The organism is Limosilactobacillus walteri (assembly GCF_014830205.1).
GTDB classification, from domain to species: domain Bacteria; phylum Bacillota; class Bacilli; order Lactobacillales; family Lactobacillaceae; genus Limosilactobacillus; species Limosilactobacillus walteri.
In genome coordinates, this window is record NZ_QORN01000003.1 from 39,830 (window position 1) to 61,728 (window position 21,899).

Consider the following 21,899-nt stretch of genomic DNA (forward strand, 5'->3'; position numbering starts at 1 on the left):
AACAACTGGAGGATTTATTTTTTACTGATTATTCAAATTGTTTAGCAATTTTCTCCGCAATTTCACGATAATGGTCAAGATACTTGGCATAGTTATCATCATAAATATAGTCCGCATCGGCTTCTGGGTCTTGAGAAGTCAAAATCTTGGGACCATCATTGGTGATTACCAAAGTATGCTCATATTGGCAACTCCAACCACCATCAGCGGTCTTAGCTAGCCAACCACTTGGATCACTTGTATCAGCTTCCCAAGTACCAGTATTAATCATTGGCTCAACGGTGATTGTCATCCCATTACGGAGGCGCATCCCCTGACCATGTTCGCCATAGTGAGGCACCATTGGGTCTTCATGCATCGTTGGTTGAATCCCATGACCAACAAATTCACGGACATCCCCATAACCATTTTCATCTTCAGTATAGTGTTGGATAACAGCACCAATATCACCAATCCGGTTGCCAGGGATACATTGGTCGATTCCCATAAATAAGGCCTTCTTGGTAACATCCATCAGCTTTTGAACTTCGGGAGTAACTTCGCCGACAGCATAGCTCCAGCAAGAATCACTGAAGGCCCCGTCAACACTAACAACAGTATCGACCTTAACTAAATCCCCTTTTTTTAGGATTAGTTTTTTGCGGGGAAAGCCATGACAAATCTCATCATTAACGCTAACACATGTCGCATACTTATATCCTTCAAAGCCGATTTGCTCTGCCTTTGCACCGGCAGCCTTAAAGTATTTGCGGGCGAATTCTTCAATTTTCCAGCTTGAGATTCCCGGCTTAATAATTTTGCGTAAGCCTAAGTGCATCCCAGCTAAAGCCGCACCTGCTTTTTCCATTGCTTCGATTTCTCGAGGTGATTTCAAACTAATCATTTTCGCGATCTCCTTCTTTACAATCTAACATAAATAGTATACCACTTGTCTGCCGTGATATCGTAAAGCGTGCTATACTATATGAACGTTATAAATTAAATGGAGGTTATAAAATGGCAAAAGCACTTGTAGTATACGCAACGATTACTGGTAATAACGAAGACGTTGCCGATATCATCACTGATGCCCTTGAAGATTTAGATGTTGAAGTCGATGAAGTGGAAATGACAATGGCTGATCCCGTCGACTTTGAAGACGCTGATATTTGTGTGATCTGTCCTTATACTTATGATGAAGGCGCATTACCAGAAGAGGGGCTCGACTTTTACGAAGACCTGCAAGATGAACAATTGCAGGGTAAGGTTTATGGGGTCGCTGGTTCTGGAGATACCTTTTATGGTGATGACTTCTGCGTCGCTGTTGATAAATTCGGGGCAGCGTTCGCAAAAACCGGGGCAATAAAGGGCGCTGAAAATGTCAAGATTAACCTAGCTCCAGATGAAGAAGATATTGAAAAACTCGATGCTTTCGCTAAGCAATTAGTAGAAAAGGCGGCCAAGCTTGATGATTAAAGATTTGTGGGAAAAATATAAGTCAATCATCGCCTACCTATTTTGGGGCGTCGTAACAACGGTGGTTAACTTGGCAGTGTTCCAGATTTTGAGTTCTGGGTTACATTGGAATTATCAGTTAGCCAACATTATTGCATGGTTTTTATCAGTCTTAGTTGCCTATTTTACTAATAAGGTCTGGGTCTTTGGCTCACATTATACAACTATTACTGACTTCATCATCGAATTTTTACGATTCTACTTTTACCGTGGCTTAACCTTAGTCTTAGATATTATCATTATGTACGTTGGAGTTTCATTACTTGGTTTTAATGATCCGCTCCAACAATTTATCGTTAAGTTTATCGATAATGTCATCGTTGTAATTGCTAACTATGTTTTCTCAAAGTGGTTAATTTTCAAAGACAACCGCGATATTGCGGATAAATAAAGAAAACGCAAAAAAGCTCCTGAGTTCGGAATTCCGAATTTAGGAGCTTTTTACGCATTAAGCTATTTGTATGTTAACGGGGATCATCTATTTTTGGTATAAATATTTTTCAATAATATTAAGGATCTTTTCGCTGGCATGGCCATCTCCAAACGGCATCTCCGCCTGTTCCATTTGGCGATATTTTTTCTCATCATTCAATAATTCAAAAACTGCTTGCTGGATCGTAGTTGGATCAGTTCCAACAATTTTAACGCTCCCTAGGCTCACTGCCTCTTGCCGCTCTGTCTCATCACGTAAAAGGAGAACCGGTCGATGAAGCGCAGGGGCTTCTTCTTGAAGGCCTCCAGAATCGGTTAATAAAATTGCACTACGAGCAGCAATGTTCAAGAAATCATGGTGGTTAAGAGGTTCAATGAGATGAATCCGCTCATGTTCACCAAGGACTTCATCGGCTAAAGATACTTCTTCTGCATGAGGGTAAACCGGAAAAATCAGTTCCACGTCTTTATTGGTCTCAATAATATCACGCATTGTATGAAATACCCGCTTCATTGGTGTCCCCAGATTATCTTTGCGGCGCATCGTCATTAGTAGAATCCGATGATCTGCAGGAATTTTACGCAACAAGGGATGATCAAAATCTTCTTGAAGGTTACACTCAACGCTATCAACTGCCGTATTGCCAGTAACATAAATTTGTTTTGCTGGATGGTGCTCTTGTAACAAGTTATCACGGGCACCAGTCGTTGGTGCGAAATAAAGGTTTGCCAGGTCATCGGTAAGGCGCCGGTGCATCTCATCTGGAAATGGCGAATAGCGTTCATAAGTTCGCAAGCCAGCCTCAACATGTCCTAATGGAATATGGTGATAAAAACTAATTAAGCTAGCGGCAAGACTAGTAGTGGCATCCCCGGCTACCAAAACCATATCAGGCTGTCCCGCGTTTATAACATTATTTAAGTTATGCAAAAGTTGACTAAGCTGCTCGACCTCATTAGAATTCGCAATATTCGATGCGTCGACACTAAAGTCAACATGAAATTTTAAGTATTCTAAAGTATCATTTAATAACTGTGAATCACCCTGCGCCGTAGCAACAAGAACAGCTTGCCATTTATCAACATCACGGTGCATTAGGCGAATAATCGGCGCTAGTTTTAAGATTTCCGCCCGTGTGCCAAATAAAAACATTACCTTATATGGTGGCTGCATCTTCCACTCCCCTTTCAGCATCTCATGGTACCAGTTTAAAAAACTTTTTATTCATCTGCAATAAAAAAAGACGCAATCACTAAACTAGAGCAATCACGTCAGCTGGATTATTAATGGTCCCATCCGGATTTGAACCGGAATCGACCGCTTAGGAGGCGGATGTACTATCCAATTATACTATAGGACCAAACTAAAGAATATTATCGCATTTACTAGCCGTTACGTAAAGACGATAATATTCTTTTTTTTAATTTTCGCCGTTTTGGCGACGGTGCTTTAAGCGAATTCCCTTATTTTTACGGTTCTTTTTCTTTCGCCGTTTCTTAGGTTTTGAAAAGCCATTAAGCGTTTTGTCAATCTTCCTTTGCAATCGCGGCTCGCCAGTTAGCTGCTGCTTTTGCAGGTGACGACTAGCTTGCTTATTAATTGAGATAACTTGTTGGCCAGCTTCCGGTTTCTTATTCGTTAGCTGGTTATCGCCAACATATAACTTTGTCAGCTCATAATCAGTCTCCCGCAGCAGCTTCTTCAAGTCACGAATATCATGATCATCACCTAAACTAATCGCTAGCCCAGGCTCACCTTGTCGACCAGTCCGGCCAACACGGTGAATATAAGTGTTTAGACTTGTCGGTAAGTCAAAGTTAATTACTGCTGGCAACTTAGGAATGTCAATTCCACGGGCAGCTAAATCTGTCGTTAGTAATAATTTAATTTGCCGTTTGCGAAACATCCGCATAGCCTTTTCACGCTGGGTTTGCTTTTGCCGCCCACCAAGCGTTGCTATTGGAACATGCTCATGTCGAAGACGGCTAGCAGCATAATTAAGTGTCCGGGTACTATTAAAGAAGACTAAGGCCCGAAAATCTTTAATACTTGTTAACCGACGCAAAGTTGCTGTTTTTTGCGCATTTGTCCGTGCGCTTAAATAGCCATGCTCAACCGGTCCCCGTGAAGTATCTTGATCCCGAACATCAATGATCTCAATATCACGGCCAAACATCACGTTTAGCTGGTCAAGAACTGGCGATTTAGTAGCAGAGAAAAAAGCTAACTGGGTTGATAAGGGAGTAGCTCGTTCAATATCTTCAACTACTGCTAAGGTATCATCTTGAAGCATATCATCAGCTTCATCCACCACCATTGTCATTAGGTGACCAAGCTTTAGGTGGTGGTTATCAAGCATATGGAGTACCCGTCCCGGCGTACCAACAACAACATCAGGGTGTTGATGAAGCTTAACTACTTGCCGGCGTAAATTTGCGCCACCAGTTAGTGATTGAACACTAACCCCAATGAGAGTAGCCCATTCACGAATAACCCTTGTTGTTTGAATCGCTAACTCCTGTGAAGGAGCCAAAACTAATAGTTGAATTCCTGCGCCAGGCATAATCTTAGGCAATAACGGTAACGTAAACGCTAAAGTTTTTCCTGAACCAGTAGGCGCAATCCCAAGGACGGATTGGTCGCCTTGAAGAGCTGGTGCTACTGCCGTCTGAATTGCGGTCGGCTGCTTATATTTTTCATCAAAATGTTTTTGAAATTGTTCGATCAAATTAAATCATCCTATTCTTGATCGTTATCTGCTGGGAAAACCAACTGTGCGGATTGTCGTAATGAGTACATGACAGAGTTAACGGTCTTTGATAATTCTAACCAATGCTTGTACTTTTTCATCTCTTCTTCATCATCAGGATTATTAAAGAGATCCGCAAAATCATTCATTTCATCAGTCATGGAATTCTTTTCAACCGGTGCTTCAATCGGGTGAGCTTGCTGGTCAGCATCATAATAAGTGACCTTGGTAGTGTCAAAAATACTATCAAATACTAAAGTATCTTTTAATCCATATACTTCAGAGTATAAGTGCGAATTAGCAGTCTTACCAAAGTTTAAGGTTACTGTAAACTTATCATAATTAAGAATTGCAACCCCCTTTGCATCCACCCCAGTTTTAGCTAGCGTTGGGAAGTAAACAACTGATTCTGGTTCACCATAAATTGTAATAGCTCCATAAACAGCATAAACACCCAAGTCCATTAATGCACCACCAGCGTACTTAAGGGTAAAGATGTTGGGATAGGGTTCTTCACCAGCTAAGACCTTATCATAACGTGATGAATACTTCATGACTGTCAAGGTTGCCCCTTGTACATGGTTTTTCTTCATCTCATCAACCTTTGCCATTGCAGCTTGATAGATCTTAGTATGGATATGACGAGCAGCTTCAACTAGCCGAGCCTTAGGGTGCGCGGCAAGTAATGATTCAATCGCACTATATTCAGTTGGATTCACAAATGCCGGCTTTTCAACAATGATAAATTTATCATTTTCAATTGCCTGCCGTACCTGTTGGTAGTGCAAGCTATTTGGCGAAGCAACATAGACAACATCAAAATCGCCGTCTTCAAAGAAATGGTCAAGATCATCGTAAAATTCAGTTGCCCCATAAGGCTTACCAAATTCTTCAGCCCGAGCCAATGTCCGAGAATACACGGCTGTCAATTTATATTTGCCAGTTGTCTTCGCCGCATCTAACATTTGATCAGTAATAATATGTGTTCCAATAACTCCAAGTTTTAGCATAAAACAACTCTTCCTTTTCAAATATTTCTTTAGTTACATCTAATTTTAACAATTATTGCGTGTTTTTAACAGAAATGAAATCTTCTGATAATAGAAATGTGTGTATAATTGGTTATGTTATGAAATGACTTATCACTTAATTGAGGAGACTGATAAAATATGAGAAAAAAGGGAATGTTACTTTTCGGCGCGGGACTAATGGCTGGACTCACTAGCACTTTAGGGTTCAGTCGCGCCAAAAAAAGCAACAACACGATCGCACTACCAATCTTTTATGCTGGCACTTGGCAATATTACGATAAGGAACGAGATCGCTCCCATAAAATAACCATATCTCCTGAATTAAAACTCGGTATCGATAACCAAATCATCCCGGCAACGGTTCAACAAATCAAGCCTGATAAGTTAGTTTTTCTTGATCGGTTTGGCTACCATATTACGATCCGGGCAAATGAACAACGTCCGGTTTCATTAACTGATGAAGCTGATGACCAAATTTACACCATTCAACCATTAAAATAATGTTGGCGCTGTAGTTCAGCGTTTTTTATTTTTAAATTATTTTCCGTAACGCCGGTGAGCCGGGGCATGATAATTTTGCATAAAAGTGAGGATTTGGTCAAATTGGTCACTAAAACAGACGCTGTTTAAATAAGGATCCTCTACAAACCCCGCCTTATTCATCCGTTTAAATAACTCATTAAGCGGATCATAAAAGCCTGCAAAATTATAAAAAGCAACCGGTTTCTTATTATCACCAACGGTTGTCCAAGAAGCCGCTTCACTAATTTCTTCTAATGTTCCAAATCCACCGGGAAAAGCTAATAAGCCATCAGCAAGGCGCATCATTGTTTGTTTGCGAATATCCATATTGGGAACTATTTTTACATCTGGTAATTCTTTGTAAATGGCCCCACGCTGGGCTAATTCAGTAGTAATCACCCCATGAACCATTCCGCCATTTTTAAGGACTGTCCGAGCTAGCGTCCCCATTAAGCCAAAAGCTCCTGCCCCATAGACTAATTCAATATCGTGTGCTACCAGCCACTCACCAAAACGTTGAGCTTCCTGATCAAACGCTGGATCATTTCCATCACGGGCACCACAATAAACTGCAATTCTTTTAATCATTTATTACTCCCCTTTAATATTCTTTAACGATTCTATTTGATGTTTAATTGTTTCTGCAGCACTCTTGATCTCCTCTTGTTCTAACGGATAAAGGTTTAATAGAAGTAGATTGCCTACTCCTTGACGACCAATTAGTGCTGGAAAGCCGATATAAGTTAAATACTGTGGCTGATAAATAGCAACTGGTAATGCTAACTGTTCATCTGCAAAAATCGCTGTCATGATCCGTAAGGTCCACGCGGTCACTGCGCTCACATTATAACCAAGGCCATTAATCGTATACCAATTACTGAGGTTAGCTTTTACTTTTAGTTGGCTTTGGTCTAAGTGATGACCATTAATTGCCGCTGTTAATGGCTGACCATTTACATGAACTGTCGACCAAGCAAATACTTGGTGGCCATCATGCTGCCCATAAACAAAACCAGTAACATTGGCCGTAGCAACCCGCGCCCCTTCTGCAATTGCTCGATGAAGTCGTGCCGTTTCAATAACTGTCCCGATTCCAATAACTTGTTTTTGTGGCAATCCCACCGTTTGCTGAAGAACGGCTGTAATTGCCTCATTAGGATTAGTAAGGTTAATTAGAATACCGCTAAAGTCACTCTTAAAAATTTGTTGGCCAACTTGTTGTGCTTGATAGTAACTAGTTTCTAGTTCTGCCATCGGCTGTTGCTTTAATAGCTCGCTCTTACCAAAAGCCGTCACTAAAATATCTGCATCTGCTAACGCTGCATAATCTTGAATAATGATTTTAGTGTGCGTTGCCAATACTACTTGCGCATCATTCAAATCAGCTTGAACAGCAACTGCTAACTGATCATCTTTATCTATAAGCACTAATTCATCGACTTTATCGTTCATTACTAATTGGTTTGCTAACATTCGGCCAACATGACCTAAGCCAATAACTCCAATCTTTCTCATGTTTGCGCTTCTTTCTATTTCCCGGGAAATAAATTATTATTTAGCTGAAGAGGTCCAGAACATTGATGTTTCAACAGTCTGGACCCTTTTTTAGTTTTCTTCTTGAAATTGTTTTGCTTCAGGGAAATCAGCAAGGACAAGGTCTCGCGCTCCCTTTGAGAAGTCAAACCGTGCTTGCGCCTCGTAACTTTCCTTATGGTCGCCGACATGTAATATTACTTGCATTGGTTGTAGTTCAACTTGAATTCCTAATTCAATTGCTGCTCTAACTAGTCGTTGAATATCGTCTGAATAAACATCGCTAATTGCCTGAAGCGGGTGCTGAAAATTAATGTTCTTAGTATAACGGTCATTAGCAATCTTTAATCCAAATGATAACAAGTCACCATCTTCTAATTGGTCAGCTAATTGACCGCTAAGCGTTAATGATGGATCGTCTACTCGTCGCTGAACAAACTTTAATGCTAGTTGATACTCCCGTGGCGCATTAAATTCGACAATAAAGTTTTGCAATTCAGCAATTAATTCCATCGCCGCGTCATGCATCCACGGCAACTGGTCTTTTGGCTTTTGCAATGCAACTTCATTGTTACGTTTTTTTGCTTCAGTCAATCTCTCAGTTAAATTATCTGGGAGCGGAGAAAGAATACTGTTTAAAAGCATCAACTCAAGAAAATTAATCGTATCATCACTAATACCTGTCCGTGATAAGGGATCGAGATCAAAATTACGAAATTCAAGGTAATCGATCCCCGCTTGCAAAGCACCAGTAACATCTCGCGTATCATGATTATGGCGACGCAAGCGCACCGGGCCAAAGAACTCTTTCATACTATAGTAAGTACCATCATTCATAAATCGGCGTAACTCTGTAAAATGTTGGTCAAATGATGCATATGTAACCTGCTCGTTAGTAAAGTTATCATCTCCGTAATCACTACACCTTAAACTCCGAACTGGCAATTGAAGGTCGTCAGGAATACTATGCGGCATATCCTTGGAAACAGGACTAGCGCCATATAAATATGTAAATAGCCATTGGTAAAGGCAAAACTTCTGCGCAAGCTTAAAGTACAAATGGTTTTGAAACTCAATTCGACTAGGATAACGGTTCACATAAAAGCGCTGGTAAAGCTCATCAATCAAGCCGCTATCAAGGCTAAAATTAACATGAACATCACCCAGTATTTCTTGAACAATACCATATTTTTTCCTAAATAATCATGCGTATCTTGGTCCCATGTCTTAGTAAAGGCGGTCTTCAAGTACTCTAAATCATGCTGATAGGTTGGTCCAGGTGCCATACTTAATGGCCATAATCGTTCATCGCTATGTAATTGTGAAATAACAATTTGTTCCAACATTTTTAACTGACGGACAGCATTGGTAGCCCCAACCACCGGTGATGTTTCAAAATCCATCATATCATCCGTAAATCCTGAGTTTAAATAGATATTATATTGCCGCGAACGCAGATTTTCAGGATATGGATAACGACTTGCCCGGCCATTGGTCAAAATCCGGTGCTTTTTTGCCTCCAAACCAAACTGCGAAGAGAATAACTTTGCATTTAACGCAGGCTCTTTTAAAGCGGCTTTTAGTTGATCATAATCGGTTCCCATCCAAGAATCCCTCCAATCATTTTACTTAAAATCAACCATAACACTTTTAGAACATAATAGACAATAATTGCTTAAGTATTTTAGCTAATAACATAAATCAGTCACTTTTTAATTTTAATGGTTAAAATAGTTTGTTACAACTGTTCCCATTGCTTTAGCGCAAATTAAAAGCGCTTTCTCATTCAACATAAATTCCGGACTATGATGAGGGTAATTGCCGCCATCAGCAGGCTGACATCCAACATAAAAGAAACAGCTTGGAACAGCCTGAGCAAAATAAGAGAAATCTTCAGATGCATTCACAAAGCCGCTATCTTTAATTGCTGTTACTCGCGGAAGTTGCGCTTCTTTTAGCCATTCTTCAATTTCAGCGGTAAAAGAACGGTTGTTGTCCAACACTGGATAATTATCATCGTATTTTAATTCACTACGAACATCAAAGGACTCATCAATCCCCTTAATAACTTTTTGAATTGATGTCTTAATTATTTCCCGTGTTTTTTCACTCATAATCCGCACATCGCCTTTTAATTTGACGCTTTCTTTAATTGCATTATATGATCCCGCACCATCAAAAGAACCAATTGTAACACTGCCGACATCAAACGGATTAAGCCGTCGTGATATTACCGTCTGAACAGTAGTAACGAAATAACTTCCGGCTACAATCGCGTCATGACTTAACTGAGGCATCGATGCATGACCGCCCTTACCTATAAAGGTCAAATCAAAATTAGCACGACCAGTTTGGGTTGGCCCGGGATGAAGCTGGATTGTTCCTGTCGGCATCGTACTCATTACATGGATGCCAACAACATTATCAACACCGTCCATTGAATCATCGATAATGCCCCGCCCGGTGAAACTTCTTCTGCGGGTTGGTGGATAATTCGCACGGTTCCCGTTAACATATCTTTTAATTCAATTAAACATTTAGCTAATACCATCATGTATGCTGTATGTCCATCATGACCACAGGCATGCATTACTCCCGGATTTTGTGACTTAAATGGTAAATCATTGGCCTCTTGAATTGCTAAGGCATCAAAATCAGCCCGTAATGCTAAACACTTGCCAGGACGCGGGCCGTGAATATCGACAAGAATTCCATAACCATCTCCACAATCTCGTAACTTACAATCTAAATGCCGATAAAATTCTTTGATATACCGTGCCGTATTCTTTTCGTGAAAAGAAGTCTCTGGATGGGCATGCAAATAGCGACGAATTTTAATAATTTCGTCCTCGTGCTCATTTAATTTTTTCATTAACGCTCTTTGAAACTCATTATCCATATCATCGTGCTCCCTTTAGCTACCATTATAACAACCCTAGCGTCCATTGGGCATAGAATTGCTGGTATTTTGGCGTAACGGAAAAATAAGCGTTTATTCCCTTATTTTCTATTTGTTGCTTCCTTAAATAGTCAATAAAATCCACATAAATTAGATGTCGTTGACATTGTGGAACCTTGCGCCAAGCAATAATGTCACGCGGCTTTTTAATCAAATCAGCATAATCGCCATGACGATCATAATCATGAGGAAAGTGCCAATAATCTTTTGCTACCCGCCGAACTTTACTATTAGCTGGTTGGTTAACATCTAGATATTGGTGCATATGACGATATTTTCCTACGACCAATCGTCCACCGTAAGGAATCCCGTAATTAAAGGACTCAATATTAGCAACTTGCTGTAACTGACTAAGTGAATAATGATCTGGATTAGTATCGATCAGGCCATGAGAAGTTTGGTGGTAAACATTCCACTGACTAACAAAACGACCGCTAGCTATATTGATAATAAATTCAATCATTCTTGCCGGATTTCGCTTATAACGGACAGAACTACGTATCAACTGAACTTTCATATTTTGAGGATAAGTAAATACCCCATGGTAACGATTATGAAAGTTTGCTCCCGTTTTAAAGTCTGCTCTTAGGTGATTATCACGCAAATAACATAGTAAACGCTGGAGGTCAGTTGCACCAGAATGAAGCTGCGGACGACGATAATTGCGGATAAAATAAATATTTTGCCGGTCAAGATAACTACGAAATAAGTGAATTTTCTGTCCTAATAAATCAGATGATAATCCCGTTGAAGAGTGATAAGCATCTACCACTAAGTCGCGAAAATAGGCGTAAAAATAACTAGTTGGCGCTAGTTGAGGCGCTAACCGATATTCTTTACTTAATAATTGTAGAAAATGATTCTCGTCAATTTCAGCTTTAAGGTGGTGGTTAAGAATTAAGTCCAATTGCTCATGGGCAGTTAGCCTGCTTTGCCTAAGCATTTTCATATAAGGTATTGATCCTATTTGGTAATTTTGCATTACTTGCTCCTGCTTTATTTCCGGGGAAATTAGAAATTATATTCCCTGCCAATGACAGTGTTTAATATCAACATGATTTTCATCTTTAAACGGAATATTTTCTGCTAATAACATTGGGCGTTGGTCAAACCATCCTGGAACTAACCGCCCAGTCGCAGTAACAACCCGGTGGCACGGATGATGACCACGCCCACCAAATTTACCAAGGACTTTCCCTACTAGGCGGGCATTATGCGGGTGACCGATTATCCGGGCAATTTGTCCATAAGTAGCTACACGACCATTCGGAATTATATCAACGATGTTTAAAACTGCTTGAATAAACTGCTCATCGATTTTAGTCGTAATCAGTCACCTCTTTTTTGGTCCGTGGTTGATAAATCATCGTCACATGTTCACGTCCTGCTTCGGTAAAGTGATCACCAACCGCCAGAAACCCGTACTGTTGATAAAATTTCTCAACATATGCTTGCGCATGAATAATAATTTCACGGTTTGCATAGTTATGTACAATCCCGTGTAAAAGATGGTCAACAATCGATCCGCCAAGTCCCGTCTTACGAAATCGAGGTGCAACAACTACCCGGCCAAATGTTGCATAATTATCCTGAATAAAGTATCGGGCATACGCAATAATTTGCCTATCTTTTATCGCAAAAACATGATGAGCGTGGCGATCTTGATCATCAGGGTCAGGATATGAACTATGCTGTTCTTGATTAAAAACGATTGCGCGTAATTTCAAAATCGCCAATAGTTCATTAACCGTTAATTCATCAAATTGCTTGTCATACCACTGTATCATAGAATTCCTCCTTATTTTCCTATTGTAATGAAAAATATTAATTTATTGCAAATTGATTTTATTATTAAATTTATGGAATATAATAAAGATAGATAACTAGTTGTTGTGGAAAGGAGCGATTAATTATGGATGATTTTTCACCTAATCGTCGAAACGTTGCTGATATTACAGGCTTAAATCGGTTCCTAACAAAGATGTATGGCTTGATGACATTGGCTGTGTTACTTTCAGCACTAACCGCTTGGCTGGTAATAGATGTTTTTGCTAAACAGTTTACTGCATTTATGGTTAATAATCGCTGGGGAATTTGGTTAATTATTCTCTTACCTATTATCTTAACTTTTGGAATCAGTTTTAATGCCACACGAAGTCCTGGACTCTGTTTCTTCCTATTGATTATTACTGCTATTGTGTACGGAATTACCTTTGCGTTTATTGCGGGAGCCTATGCTGGAACAGATATTGCAACTGCTTTTGTCTCGTCTGCTGGCGTATTCTTAACAATGGCAGTCATCGGAACTTTTTCGCACCGCGATTTTACAAGGCTAGGTTCCTATGCTAGTGCTGCCTTGGTGGGCTTGATTATTGCGTTACTCGTTAATTTCTTCGTTCAAAGTCCGATGATTAATTATATCTTGTCGATTGTTGCCGTAATTATTTTCACTGCATTAACAGCATGGGATGCTCAACGAATGAAAAATATTTATCTTGAATGTGGTGATCAAGTATCTTCCAATGGATTAGCGGTCCTTGGTGCCTTGCAATTATATCTTGACTTTATTAACCTCTTCGTTAGTTTCCTAGATATCTTTGGTTCTAACGACGAACGATAAATAAAACGCTTAGTCATAGGTGAAATCACCATCTTGACTAGGCGTTTTTGTCTGTCCACAAATTACGCTTCTTTTTTATATTTTTTCCAATACAACGCTTCTTTGATACACGGATAATGATGAACAAGGATCATAGTATAGACACTTGTCGTTACCGCAAGTAACAGCCAAACCACCCATCCATTATCAGGTAAGAATTTAAATCGCTCACGTAAAACTTCATTTAACAGTTCAAATAAAACACTTTTAACCGTAACTTTTAGTCCCAACATATAATTAGTCGCAATTTCAACCATAAAAACAAGCGCAAAGCCATAAAGGTAAGCCCATCCCCGGCAATACTTAAAAATATGGTTACCATACTTATCTTTTTTAGCAGTTTTAACAACACGGACACTAAACGTTTGAAACCAACCTAACATTATTCCAATTAGAATTAAAACAATTGTAACTGACAAATGCCATTCCTTCGTTTCAGTAAACATCGAAATAACGGTCATTACAATTGCATAAATCGGGATAACAATAAAGCTAGTCTTAGTCACAGGTTCCAACTGAAAGGTCCCTTTAATAAAATTATACATAATTAATAAGCAAAAGATAAATAAGAGAGTCATACCCTATCCCTCCTAATGTAACTATACGATAGATAGGCATGACTCTCCAACATTTTACTTATGAATGTTTTTATAAACGATTAAATTTAACGGTCCGTTTTTTTAACGAAATTTTTTCAACAGTAAAGCCATAGTTTACTAATTCTTTCTTAAATCGCAAGAACGAATGATCAAGCGGTATCCCTGCAATCTTTTCTATTTCATCAAATGTAAGTGTAAAATCTTGTTGATAGTTTTGACGAATATACTGCCATAATGAATCATATTTACTCAAGTTTATTTTCTCCTTTGATAAGCAACTAGCTCTTATAGATGCCAACTATTTCCAATAATATCTTTTGACCTACATTTTATTATAATACGCCTGCACCAATACGATAAAATCATTAATGGTATAGGACGTGTCAAAGAGTTTTTTAGCTGATGTTGACCAGTATGAGATTGGGTCCTGATGATCAGTGCCGCCGAAATAACTTGAAATCATTGCATGGGTCCAAACCGTTCCCCCACCATCCTTATTTCCCTTTATCACGGGAAGATTATTTTGCTTTAAATTATAAGCAGTATAGTAGGCAGCATTGGCAATTTGGTTAGCAAACGCTGTCGCTGTATATTCATGTGGCATTTCAAATTGAATAAAGTATGGATTAGCATTGGGACCCGCACCCTCAGCCATATATTTTGGATCAGCAATATTTAGAATCTGTTGAGCGTCAATAAATGTATGGACAAAGACCCGAGTAGCAGCATAATTTTTCTCCATATATGAAACTTCACTATTAATTGTGGAATTTTCATTACCAGTATCGTGGATAATTACCCCTCGTGGTTTACCAGTTGCTGTCCGATATTGCTGCTTAGTAAAGCGAGATGATATCTGTCGGTTAATCGTTGCGTGCGGATAGTCCGCTTGTGCAATATATTTATTGATAGCGTTGGTCATTATCAGGTTAAGTTCAGTAGAACGAACAAAATAATTGCGACCGTTATCGACAATCCGCGCGTACACTTCATTTTGACTTTTCCCGGTTAAGTAGTAGCGATTAACTTTATACGTTGCTTCCCGGTTAAATTCAGTATCAGTTTCTTTCATTGATGAAAGTGAGTTATATATTTTAGCTGTACTAGAAAGCGTGACGGTCTCATCAACTGGATACGAATTATTGACAGTCCTCGTTCGATGCGTATGGTACACGCTCAAAGCAAGCACAAGTCCTAATAATAGCCCTATTAGCAAATATATCTGTTTTCGTCGTTGCCTTTTGTTTTTTCTTTTTCGCATACAACTATTGTAACTACTAAATTTGAAATTTGTTAGAAAATAATTAAAAATATTAAGTTATAGAACCAATGATGCATCCAATAACTATAAATAAAGCAATTAATACCCACCAATAACGCGCCAAAAATTCCCAGATATTATTAACCGGCCGTTGCCGCCATTCACTACTCTTTTTATCACTTTCAAGATAATAATTAACTAGTTTATTAATCATCGAGGTTTCGGCAACCTTCTGTTTTCCTAAGACTAATTCATCTAAACTAACTTGCAGGATATTTGAAATTTCAATAATCCGGTCAATATCAGGAAGTACCGTTCCGTTTTCCCATTTGGATACTGATTGTCGGGATACCTGTAATTGATCCGCCAGTTGTGCTTGTGATAATCCTGCGTCTTTTCGTAACTTGGCTAGTTGGATTGCAAAATTATTTGTCATTGTCCTTATTATCCCCTCGTTATTTTTGTTAAATAATTTTAGCGAAGTCATAAGGTAGCATCAAGAACGTTTTATTATTTTTTAGGCAACTAACATTTTACATTTCCTAATTAAATTACCAACCATCGCATTTCCCAGGAAATGTTAAACTTATCGAAGAAAAAAGTAGGAATTGACCAATCCTTTTTCTAATTTAGACAACTATGATAATCTCTTCAAAGAAAAGTTGGACACGGTATTAAAAACCAGCAAAAGTGAACAAGGGGCTAGTGAAAAATTTTTAATTTTTCCTAGTCCCTTGTTTTCGGATTTTGATTATCTAACCATGGTCCTGGTTCTTATCCAAGCGATTGATTGTTAACGGATATTTTGTATCTAGTTTAGGGGTAATTTTCTTAATTTCAATCCATTTCTTTAACGGACCAAATATCATCCAGCCCCCAATCCACAAGACACCCATAATTGAGGATAGCGCCGAACTATCAACCAGAGGAAAAAGACATCCCCAGAGCATCATGATGACAATATAACAAGTATTATAAATTCTTTTGAAATTTTTATATTCCTCATGGCGTTGTTGCAGCTGAGATTGTAGCAACTCATCAGCTGACTGAATTTTCTCTTTTTGTTTAGATGAATCCGTCCGTGGAAACAGGTCGCCCACTTCAACGTCAAGAGCACCTGCAACAAGGTTTAACGTTGAAATACTAGCATCTTCACCTGCCTCCAGCCGTTGAATCGTTCTTACCGAAACCTTTGCCTTTTCAGCAAGTTGTTCTTGTGAAAGATGCTTAGCCATCCGGAGTTTCTTTATTTGATTATTAATCATCGTTACTCCTCCCTTCTCATTTCATTTTTGATAATACACTTTTATATTCCGAACGACCACGTCATTTAGCCGACAGCCACCCGTCAACTAGCCGTCACAAATTTAATTTCCCGGGAAATAAAAACTTGATAACTATTTTCTAAGTTGCACTAACGAAACTTTTTCCCTAGTATAATTTTTTCTTTTATTACTCCATTAGTCTTCCAGCCATGATTGTAGTAAAACTTCATTGCCTGATGATTATCACTCAGTACCCATAATATATAGTGACTATAATTTAATAAATGAAGTCCTTGCTCTGCTTTCGTCAAGAGGACGTCCCCTAATCCCTGACCTTGGTACTTAGGTAAAACATAAATGGTCATTAGCTCACCGCGGTTAGCCGTACGTTCACGTGCCCGTCCATAACTCGCAACTCCTAAAACTTGATTATCATCACTGACCGCAATTATGTTATGCCGTCCCGGTTGCAGAAGACTTCGTTGCCATTCCCGTTCATCTAGGTTTAATAACTGATCTTTAGGAAAGATATAGCGGTATGCTTGCTGCCAGGTTACCTTAAACACCCGACTTACTTGTACTAACTGCTCATCATTCATAATCGAATTATAAAGTTGAAAAGATGTTTTTACCATTATTATTCTTCCAGATGAGTTGATGTTTTCGGCGGTCGTGGAACAAAAATAATTGCAATGACCAGATTTAAGATAATCAAGCCTGTCAAAACCATAAAAGTCCATCGTGCTCCTAGCGCAGTAGTTTGTTGACGTAGTAGCTGGTGATTATTTTGACTAATCGCAATCAATGTACCCGCCAGTGCTGTCCCTAGCGCACCAGAAAATTGCTGTAAAGTATTAAAAATTGCGTTTCCTTGGGCATGATCCGCAACTGAAAGTGATGTTAGACCACTAGTCATTAAACTGCTAAAGCACATCCCATATCCGCCATAATAAAGAGCGTAGAGTAAAATAATTTCAAGATCAGATAAGTGCAGTCCCGCAACAGTCATCATTACAACGCCAGCAAGGCTAGCAATTATCCCACCCATAATTGGTAACCAAGCGCCTTTTTTATCCAAAAGCTTCCCTGCTAAAGCTGCCATTAGGGCATCGCAAATGGCTCCGGGGAGCATAATCCACCCCGCAAGCGATACTGACCCATGATTAACGGTCTGAACATAGATTGGAAAAATAAATCCTAACGCTAAAGTTGTAATTTTAGCAAAACAATAGCAAATTAACTGCATGCTAAAGTGAAGATTTAGGAAAAGGTGCGGACTAATCAGCGCGTGACGATCACGCCAAGACAATTTTAACCAAATTGCTAAGCTAACTAAGCCAAACACCAAACAACCAATGACCTGAAATGACCAAAAAGAATTCTTCGCAATACTAGTAAAGCCAAGCATTAGCAAAACTAAGCCGACTGCAATCGCCAGCCATTGTCCATATTTAAATTTAACTTTCTGTAACTTATTAAGCTGGGTAATCGCATATGAACCAGTAAATGCACTAATAATAGCTAAAAAAGTGGAAATTATGAATATCCACCGCCAGGTTAACAAGTCAGTTACAATGCCACCAAAGACGGGGCCAAGTGCGACCGCAACGGCTGTAATCATCGTGCCAATCCCCATCATAAAACCAAGTTTGTCCTTGGGAACCTTAGCGAGAATAATATTGTACATCAATGGTAAGCCAATTCCAGTACCAATCCCTTGAAAGGCCCGTCCAAGCAATAATAAGTCAAACCGTGGCGTAAAAATATCAATAATAAGCCCAATCATAAAAAAGACTATTCCTGCAATAAAAATTTTCTTAGTAGTAAAGCGTAAACTAATTTGCGAACTAAGCGGTACAATTGTCGCAATTACTAAAAGAACAAGGGTGTTAACCCATTGAACCTGATCGGTCGTAACCGCAAATTCTTTAATTAATGTTGGAAACGTAACTGTTGTCGCGGTTTCGTCCAGAATCCCTAAAAAGGAGAGCATTCCAGCTGATAGAATCGCTGTTACTAATTTAGGTGTAACTTTCTTTACCATTATAAACCTCCCTAATTTTGACCACTACTTTAAGATAAGTATAAACTTATTGGCCTAAATTTAATAATTAGGTGATTAAAAAGAGCTGTGACTTAGGTCTCCCCTATATAGACACAGTACATAAAGAGGCTCTAGTATTCGGAAAAAGCCGAACGCTAGAGCCTCCCTGTGCTTGCGGGACGTGAATAAATAACTCCGGTCACGATCCCGTTGCCGTTAATTAAAATGAAGAATTTCGTTTACTGGTCGTCGCTTTGAGCGATAGGTGTTGATTTTAGCAGTGGTTGGATACCCCAGTGAGATACCAACAATAAAGCGTTCATCTTCTGGAACCTTTAATATTTGATGAAGAATTGCGGGGAAGCGAACACTATTATAGGTTGGAATTGTATCTAAACCATAATCAGTAGCTGCTAGCATCAGGTTTTCAGCAAACAGTCCCGCATCAAAGATTGACCAATCGGGGGATGCCTGGGGAATCGTGACGTAAAGAATAACTGGCGAATGATATAAGGTGTCACTAGCAGTCGTCATTGCTTCATGAGCTTCATCGAAATTAGCAAAGTGATGAACAATTTCATGCCGCCATTGCTTCATATTTGCTTGTGTCTGCGCAGCCCATTTCTCACGCCCCATTTTGTCCATGGTTCCCTGCTGCGTCTTGCTCACGGTAAGCATCCTTAATTTGTTGAAGCGAATCGCCCATCGCACAGTAAACCTCCCATGGCTGTGAATTTACCCATGATGGTGCTCGCTGCGCTAATTGCACAATTTTAGTAATAATGTCACGCTCAACTGGTTTATCTTTAAATTCACGAACTGAGCGCCGTTGATTAATTGCTTCTTGCAACTCCATAATTAAATTACCTCCCAAATTAAAAGCTCTTACTAAAGTTTAGCATAATTCAGAAAATAAATTTGACAATATGTCTTCCAAAGTCTACAGCAACGCCCCCGCAACCTTATCACCTAAAGTTGGATAAATTGCCATGACCTTCTGACGGTATTCATTGCTATCAATTTGTAGGCCAATAATTGGAATAAAATTATTGATATCATCGGCAGCATAATCACCGATCTCACTAGCACCTACTAATTGTTGATCCTTAAACACTAACGTTAAAGTACTAATTTGATCATTTTGCCCCGCGTATAAGCTTCCGTATTTAAGCGGAATTCTCTTAACCCGGTATTGTGGATCATTAGCCACGTCATCAGGGTTGACGCCTGCTTTTGCCACCTCAGGAAAGGTAAAGGCAGCTTGTCCAATCGTCGGATAAGCAATCTGTTGAGTAGTTTTACCAGTTAAGTAGTTAAATAGGTATTGCCCTTCAAATTCAGCAACTGGCGTTAATTTAGGCTGCTTGCGACTAACGACATCTCCAATTGCATATACCCCCTCAACTGAAGTCATCATGTGGTCATCTACTTTGATTCCATGGCGGTCATACTTAATATTAGTGTTATCTAAAGCTAATTTTTCAATGTTGGGGTGTCGTCCAATCGCATTAAGAATATAATCAGTCTTAATATCTCCTTGGTCAGTTGTAACCGTCAACTCTTTTTTACACTGACTAATCTTTTGCGTATTAGCGTTGAAAACAAACTTAATCCCCCGCTTCTGCATGGCATCAACGAGAGCTTTATCTTCCCCACGAGTAAATCCCCGCAAGACACGGTCAGAGTGAACGATCATCGTAACATCGGCGCCAGCAGCTGCCACAAGCGTTGCCAACTCAAGACCAACAAAACCCGCACCAATAACAGCGACTCTTGCCGGCAGTTCTTTTAAGGATAATAAATCATAATTTGTGTGCAAATACTCTTTTCCAGGAATATCTAAAATGTTCGGAGTTTGCCCAGTCGCAATAATAATATGGTCAGCTTGGTATTGGCGACCATTAACACTCACCGTTTTGTCATCAATAAAATGAGCGTATCCCGCTTCTACATCGTGACTTTTCTTGATAATCGCACGCGTTTCATCAGGCCACGAATTAAATCGCTCAAGCTTCGTTTGCATAAGCGTCTGCCAATCTAATTTCGCCGGTTGGCTAATACCCTTTCCGAGTAATTGCTGCGATTGAAGGACTGTTCGCGCTGCCCCTTCAAGAAAAATTTTGGGTTCACAACCATAATTAGGACAGGTTCCACCAAATTCAAAACCTTCAATTACTAATACTTGATGTGTCGTTTTCGCTAACAAGTTTGACATCTTATACGCCGCCGGACCAGAACCAATTAAAATCTCATCGTATTTTTTCATGTTTATCCCTCCAGAAGTGCGTCTTCTTATCCGAATGCAACTTAGATTAAAAAATGCAAAATCATATTCTTTACGTATATATATTATAGAGGCCTCAAAAACAATCAAGGAGTACGTAAAAAAATGAATAAAAATTTAAGCCGTGAAGAACAAATCGCTCTCATTTATGACCGGTGGCAGAAAATGACTATTACCAGTGACCCCATGTTTGGATTGGTAATGCAGAATAAGGAAATTTGTTTAGAATTAATTAATCGGGCATTACCAAAACTCAAAGCAAAGAAAATCATTCAATTAGAAAGTCAAAAAGATGTCAATTCTGTTGGAGCCCGCCGTGTCCGCTTTGATGTCTATGTTCGTGACAGTAAAAATAATATTGTCGTCATCGAAATGCAGGTAAATGATCAAAAAAACCTCCCAGCACGGTTACGCTATTATCAGGAACAAGTCGACCACGGGCTATTACATCCTGGAGAAGACTATTCAATTCTTAATCATTATCCTACATATATTATTATGTTTTGTAATTTCGACTATTTTGGTCGGGGATGGGCCCGTTATGAGTTTAAACTAACTTGTACTAAGGATCATCATTTAAGATTTGATGACAAGCGGACAATCGTCGTTTTCAACGCTCTTGCCAAAGAATTTGACAGCGATGACCAAGCAATCAAAAACTTCCTTGCTTTAATGCGAAATAAGGATGACAATAATAGTAGGTTTATTGCGCAAATTCAAAGTGAGATTAAGCGGGTTAAAAATGATCCAGAAAGGAGAGACGGCTTTATGAAGTACGAAATCAATCTGATGGATGCTAAAAGAAAAGGGTTAGAAGAAGGACTTAAAGAGGGGCGTAAAAAGGGTCGCGAAGAAGGACTCGAGGAAGGCCGCAAAAAAGGACTTAAAGAAGCACGATTAAGCAGTATTAAAGACCTAGTTAGTACTCTTCAAGAGTTAAACATAGAGCCAGATGTGATTAAGCAAAAGGTTAGCGAAAAGTATCATTTAAGCGCCCAAGAAGTTAACGAGTTTCTTAAAGAAGAATAATTACAAATGAATAAGGAGCTGTGACATAAGTCTCCTA

General features: G+C 39.2%; 24 protein-coding genes, 1 tRNA gene and 2 pseudogenes. 5 read left to right on the forward strand and 22 right to left on the reverse strand.

Annotation, left to right across the window (positions count from 1 at the left end):
• Positions 1 to 28: 28 nt before the first annotated feature.
• The gene (map, locus tag DTK66_RS01035) at positions 29 to 883 is read right to left on the reverse strand and encodes a type I methionyl aminopeptidase (RefSeq protein WP_153931213.1); all 855 of its coding nucleotides are present in this window, start codon (positions 881 to 883) and stop codon (positions 29 to 31) included.
• 113 nt (positions 884 to 996) lie between these two features.
• Between map and DTK66_RS01040 the strand changes: the two genes are divergently transcribed.
• Both DTK66_RS01040 and DTK66_RS01045 read left to right on the forward strand, forming a co-directional pair.
• Positions 997 to 1,455 (forward strand): flavodoxin, encoded by a 459-nt coding sequence (locus tag DTK66_RS01040; protein ID WP_191667495.1) that lies wholly within the window; start codon positions 997 to 999, stop codon positions 1,453 to 1,455.
• Positions 1,448 to 1,885 carry a GtrA family protein gene (locus DTK66_RS01045; protein WP_153931211.1) on the forward strand — a complete coding sequence of 146 codons (438 nt, stop codon included), beginning with the start codon at positions 1,448 to 1,450 and terminating at the stop codon, positions 1,883 to 1,885. Before DTK66_RS01040 ends, DTK66_RS01045 begins: the two co-directional genes overlap by 8 nt.
• Before the next feature lie 87 nt (positions 1,886 to 1,972).
• On the opposite strand, the gene wecB is transcribed toward DTK66_RS01045, so the two are convergent.
• From wecB to DTK66_RS01065, 4 genes are all read right to left on the reverse strand, one after another.
• Entirely contained in the window at positions 1,973 to 3,100 is a 1,128-nt protein-coding gene (gene wecB / locus DTK66_RS01050) for a non-hydrolyzing UDP-N-acetylglucosamine 2-epimerase (protein ID WP_191667496.1), read from the reverse strand.
• A 114-nt stretch (positions 3,101 to 3,214) separates the two neighbouring features.
• A tRNA-Arg gene (locus tag DTK66_RS01055) sits at positions 3,215 to 3,287 on the reverse strand.
• A 60-nt stretch (positions 3,288 to 3,347) separates the two neighbouring features.
• The gene (locus DTK66_RS01060; RefSeq protein ID WP_153931209.1) at positions 3,348 to 4,655 is read right to left on the reverse strand and encodes a DEAD/DEAH box helicase; all 1,308 of its coding nucleotides are present in this window, start codon (positions 4,653 to 4,655) and stop codon (positions 3,348 to 3,350) included.
• An 11-nt stretch (positions 4,656 to 4,666) separates the two neighbouring features.
• Entirely contained in the window at positions 4,667 to 5,686 is a 1,020-nt protein-coding gene (locus tag DTK66_RS01065; protein WP_153931208.1) for a Gfo/Idh/MocA family protein, read from the reverse strand.
• 159 nt (positions 5,687 to 5,845) lie between these two features.
• Between DTK66_RS01065 and DTK66_RS01070 the strand changes: the two genes are divergently transcribed.
• Positions 5,846 to 6,208 carry a DUF4828 domain-containing protein gene (locus tag DTK66_RS01070; protein WP_153930993.1) on the forward strand — a complete coding sequence of 121 codons (363 nt, stop codon included), beginning with the start codon at positions 5,846 to 5,848 and terminating at the stop codon, positions 6,206 to 6,208.
• 36 nt (positions 6,209 to 6,244) lie between these two features.
• Here the strand turns inward: DTK66_RS01070 and DTK66_RS01075 are convergent, their stop codons facing one another.
• The 7 genes and pseudogenes from DTK66_RS01075 to DTK66_RS01105 form a co-directional block, all read right to left on the reverse strand.
• On the reverse strand, positions 6,245 to 6,817 hold the full coding sequence (locus DTK66_RS01075; RefSeq protein WP_153930992.1) for an LOG family protein: 573 nt from the start codon (positions 6,815 to 6,817) through the stop codon (positions 6,245 to 6,247).
• Positions 6,818 to 6,820: 3 nt separating this feature from the next.
• Positions 6,821 to 7,744 carry a lactate/malate family dehydrogenase gene (locus tag DTK66_RS01080; RefSeq protein WP_153930991.1) on the reverse strand — a complete coding sequence of 308 codons (924 nt, stop codon included), beginning with the start codon at positions 7,742 to 7,744 and terminating at the stop codon, positions 6,821 to 6,823.
• Positions 7,745 to 7,834: 90 nt separating this feature from the next.
• Positions 7,835 to 9,366: pseudogene (locus DTK66_RS01085) on the reverse strand (glutamate--cysteine ligase).
• Positions 9,367 to 9,480: 114 nt separating this feature from the next.
• Positions 9,481 to 10,661 (reverse strand): annotated as a pseudogene (locus DTK66_RS01090) (amidohydrolase).
• Between the two features lie 25 nt (positions 10,662 to 10,686).
• Positions 10,687 to 11,703 carry a DUF3114 domain-containing protein gene (locus DTK66_RS01095; RefSeq protein WP_191667497.1) on the reverse strand — a complete coding sequence of 339 codons (1,017 nt, stop codon included), beginning with the start codon at positions 11,701 to 11,703 and terminating at the stop codon, positions 10,687 to 10,689.
• A 36-nt stretch (positions 11,704 to 11,739) separates the two neighbouring features.
• Complete coding sequence (locus DTK66_RS01100; protein ID WP_368356235.1) at positions 11,740 to 12,039, reverse strand: MGMT family protein; 300 nt, start codon at positions 12,037 to 12,039, stop codon at positions 11,740 to 11,742.
• A 1-nt stretch (position 12,040) separates the two neighbouring features.
• A complete protein-coding gene (locus DTK66_RS01105) occupies positions 12,041 to 12,508 on the reverse strand; it encodes a GNAT family N-acetyltransferase (RefSeq protein WP_225208943.1) in 468 nt (155 codons plus the stop codon).
• A gap of 125 nt (positions 12,509 to 12,633) precedes the next feature.
• On the opposite strand from DTK66_RS01105, the gene DTK66_RS01110 reads away from it, so the two are divergent.
• Positions 12,634 to 13,341, forward strand: coding sequence for a Bax inhibitor-1/YccA family protein (locus DTK66_RS01110; RefSeq protein WP_153930986.1), 708 nt, complete (start codon positions 12,634 to 12,636; stop codon positions 13,339 to 13,341).
• 62 nt (positions 13,342 to 13,403) lie between these two features.
• Here the strand turns inward: DTK66_RS01110 and DTK66_RS01115 are convergent, their stop codons facing one another.
• From DTK66_RS01115 to DTK66_RS01155, 10 genes are all read right to left on the reverse strand, one after another.
• Entirely contained in the window at positions 13,404 to 13,958 is a 555-nt protein-coding gene (locus DTK66_RS01115; protein WP_153930985.1) for a hydrophobic protein, read from the reverse strand.
• Between the two features lie 70 nt (positions 13,959 to 14,028).
• Positions 14,029 to 14,232, reverse strand: a complete 204-nt coding sequence (locus DTK66_RS01120) for a hypothetical protein (RefSeq protein ID WP_153930984.1) — start codon at positions 14,230 to 14,232, stop codon at positions 14,029 to 14,031.
• A 69-nt stretch (positions 14,233 to 14,301) separates the two neighbouring features.
• The gene (locus DTK66_RS01125) at positions 14,302 to 15,051 is read right to left on the reverse strand and encodes a peptidoglycan recognition protein family protein (RefSeq protein WP_225208944.1); all 750 of its coding nucleotides are present in this window, start codon (positions 15,049 to 15,051) and stop codon (positions 14,302 to 14,304) included.
• Between the two features lie 241 nt (positions 15,052 to 15,292).
• Positions 15,293 to 15,676, reverse strand: a complete 384-nt coding sequence (locus tag DTK66_RS01130) for a helix-turn-helix domain-containing protein (protein WP_153930982.1) — start codon at positions 15,674 to 15,676, stop codon at positions 15,293 to 15,295.
• A 319-nt stretch (positions 15,677 to 15,995) separates the two neighbouring features.
• Positions 15,996 to 16,505, reverse strand: a complete 510-nt coding sequence (locus tag DTK66_RS01135) for a helix-turn-helix domain-containing protein (RefSeq protein ID WP_153930981.1) — start codon at positions 16,503 to 16,505, stop codon at positions 15,996 to 15,998.
• Between the two features lie 149 nt (positions 16,506 to 16,654).
• Positions 16,655 to 17,140 carry a GNAT family N-acetyltransferase gene (locus tag DTK66_RS01140; protein ID WP_191667499.1) on the reverse strand — a complete coding sequence of 162 codons (486 nt, stop codon included), beginning with the start codon at positions 17,138 to 17,140 and terminating at the stop codon, positions 16,655 to 16,657.
• Between the two features lie 2 nt (positions 17,141 to 17,142).
• Positions 17,143 to 18,549 (reverse strand): MFS transporter, encoded by a 1,407-nt coding sequence (locus DTK66_RS01145; protein WP_191667500.1) that lies wholly within the window; start codon positions 18,547 to 18,549, stop codon positions 17,143 to 17,145.
• 216 nt (positions 18,550 to 18,765) lie between these two features.
• Positions 18,766 to 19,194, reverse strand: a complete 429-nt coding sequence (locus tag DTK66_RS01150) for a nitroreductase family protein (RefSeq protein ID WP_438268335.1) — start codon at positions 19,192 to 19,194, stop codon at positions 18,766 to 18,768.
• On the reverse strand, positions 19,175 to 19,405 hold the full coding sequence (locus DTK66_RS11190) for a nitroreductase family protein (RefSeq protein WP_438268336.1): 231 nt from the start codon (positions 19,403 to 19,405) through the stop codon (positions 19,175 to 19,177). The genes DTK66_RS01150 and DTK66_RS11190 overlap by 20 nt, the downstream gene beginning before the upstream one ends.
• An 84-nt stretch (positions 19,406 to 19,489) precedes the next feature.
• Positions 19,490 to 20,815: a dihydrolipoyl dehydrogenase family protein gene (locus DTK66_RS01155; RefSeq protein WP_191667501.1), complete on the reverse strand. Its 1,326-nt coding sequence runs from the start codon at positions 20,813 to 20,815 to the stop codon at positions 19,490 to 19,492.
• 123 nt (positions 20,816 to 20,938) lie between these two features.
• On the opposite strand from DTK66_RS01155, the gene DTK66_RS01160 reads away from it, so the two are divergent.
• Entirely contained in the window at positions 20,939 to 21,862 is a 924-nt protein-coding gene (locus DTK66_RS01160) for an Rpn family recombination-promoting nuclease/putative transposase (protein WP_191667502.1), read from the forward strand.
• Positions 21,863 to 21,899: the final 37 nt, after the last annotated feature.

What these genes read in the sequence shown, in the direction of transcription:
- map (WP_153931213.1), bottom strand. Translation starts at nt 883, where the DNA reads ATGATTAGTTTGAAATCACCTCGAGAAATCGAAGCAATGGAAAAAGCA.
- DTK66_RS01040 (WP_191667495.1), top strand. Translation starts at nt 997, where the DNA reads ATGGCAAAAGCACTTGTAGTATACGCAACGATTACTGGTAATAACGAA.
- DTK66_RS01045 (WP_153931211.1), top strand. Translation starts at nt 1,448, where the DNA reads ATGATTAAAGATTTGTGGGAAAAATATAAGTCAATCATCGCCTACCTA.
- wecB (WP_191667496.1), bottom strand. Translation starts at nt 3,100, where the DNA reads ATGCAGCCACCATATAAGGTAATGTTTTTATTTGGCACACGGGCGGAA.
- DTK66_RS01065 (WP_153931208.1), bottom strand. Translation starts at nt 5,686, where the DNA reads ATGCTAAAACTTGGAGTTATTGGAACACATATTATTACTGATCAAATG.
- DTK66_RS01070 (WP_153930993.1), top strand. Translation starts at nt 5,846, where the DNA reads ATGAGAAAAAAGGGAATGTTACTTTTCGGCGCGGGACTAATGGCTGGA.
- DTK66_RS01075 (WP_153930992.1), bottom strand. Translation starts at nt 6,817, where the DNA reads ATGATTAAAAGAATTGCAGTTTATTGTGGTGCCCGTGATGGAAATGAT.
- DTK66_RS01080 (WP_153930991.1), bottom strand. Translation starts at nt 7,744, where the DNA reads ATGAGAAAGATTGGAGTTATTGGCTTAGGTCATGTTGGCCGAATGTTA.
- DTK66_RS01095 (WP_191667497.1), bottom strand. Translation starts at nt 11,703, where the DNA reads ATGCAAAATTACCAAATAGGATCAATACCTTATATGAAAATGCTTAGG.
- DTK66_RS01105 (WP_225208943.1), bottom strand. Translation starts at nt 12,508, where the DNA reads ATGATACAGTGGTATGACAAGCAATTTGATGAATTAACGGTTAATGAA.
- DTK66_RS01110 (WP_153930986.1), top strand. Translation starts at nt 12,634, where the DNA reads ATGGATGATTTTTCACCTAATCGTCGAAACGTTGCTGATATTACAGGC.
- DTK66_RS01115 (WP_153930985.1), bottom strand. Translation starts at nt 13,958, where the DNA reads ATGACTCTCTTATTTATCTTTTGCTTATTAATTATGTATAATTTTATT.
- DTK66_RS01125 (WP_225208944.1), bottom strand. Translation starts at nt 15,051, where the DNA reads ATGAAAGAAACTGATACTGAATTTAACCGGGAAGCAACGTATAAAGTT.
- DTK66_RS01130 (WP_153930982.1), bottom strand. Translation starts at nt 15,676, where the DNA reads ATGACAAATAATTTTGCAATCCAACTAGCCAAGTTACGAAAAGACGCA.
- DTK66_RS01135 (WP_153930981.1), bottom strand. Translation starts at nt 16,505, where the DNA reads ATGATTAATAATCAAATAAAGAAACTCCGGATGGCTAAGCATCTTTCA.
- DTK66_RS01140 (WP_191667499.1), bottom strand. Translation starts at nt 17,140, where the DNA reads ATGGTAAAAACATCTTTTCAACTTTATAATTCGATTATGAATGATGAG.
- DTK66_RS01145 (WP_191667500.1), bottom strand. Translation starts at nt 18,549, where the DNA reads ATGGTAAAGAAAGTTACACCTAAATTAGTAACAGCGATTCTATCAGCT.
- DTK66_RS01150 (WP_438268335.1), bottom strand. Translation starts at nt 19,194, where the DNA reads ATGGACAAAATGGGGCGTGAGAAATGGGCTGCGCAGACACAAGCAAAT.
- DTK66_RS11190 (WP_438268336.1), bottom strand. Translation starts at nt 19,405, where the DNA reads ATGGAGTTGCAAGAAGCAATTAATCAACGGCGCTCAGTTCGTGAATTT.
- DTK66_RS01155 (WP_191667501.1), bottom strand. Translation starts at nt 20,815, where the DNA reads ATGAAAAAATACGATGAGATTTTAATTGGTTCTGGTCCGGCGGCGTAT.
- DTK66_RS01160 (WP_191667502.1), top strand. Translation starts at nt 20,939, where the DNA reads ATGAATAAAAATTTAAGCCGTGAAGAACAAATCGCTCTCATTTATGAC.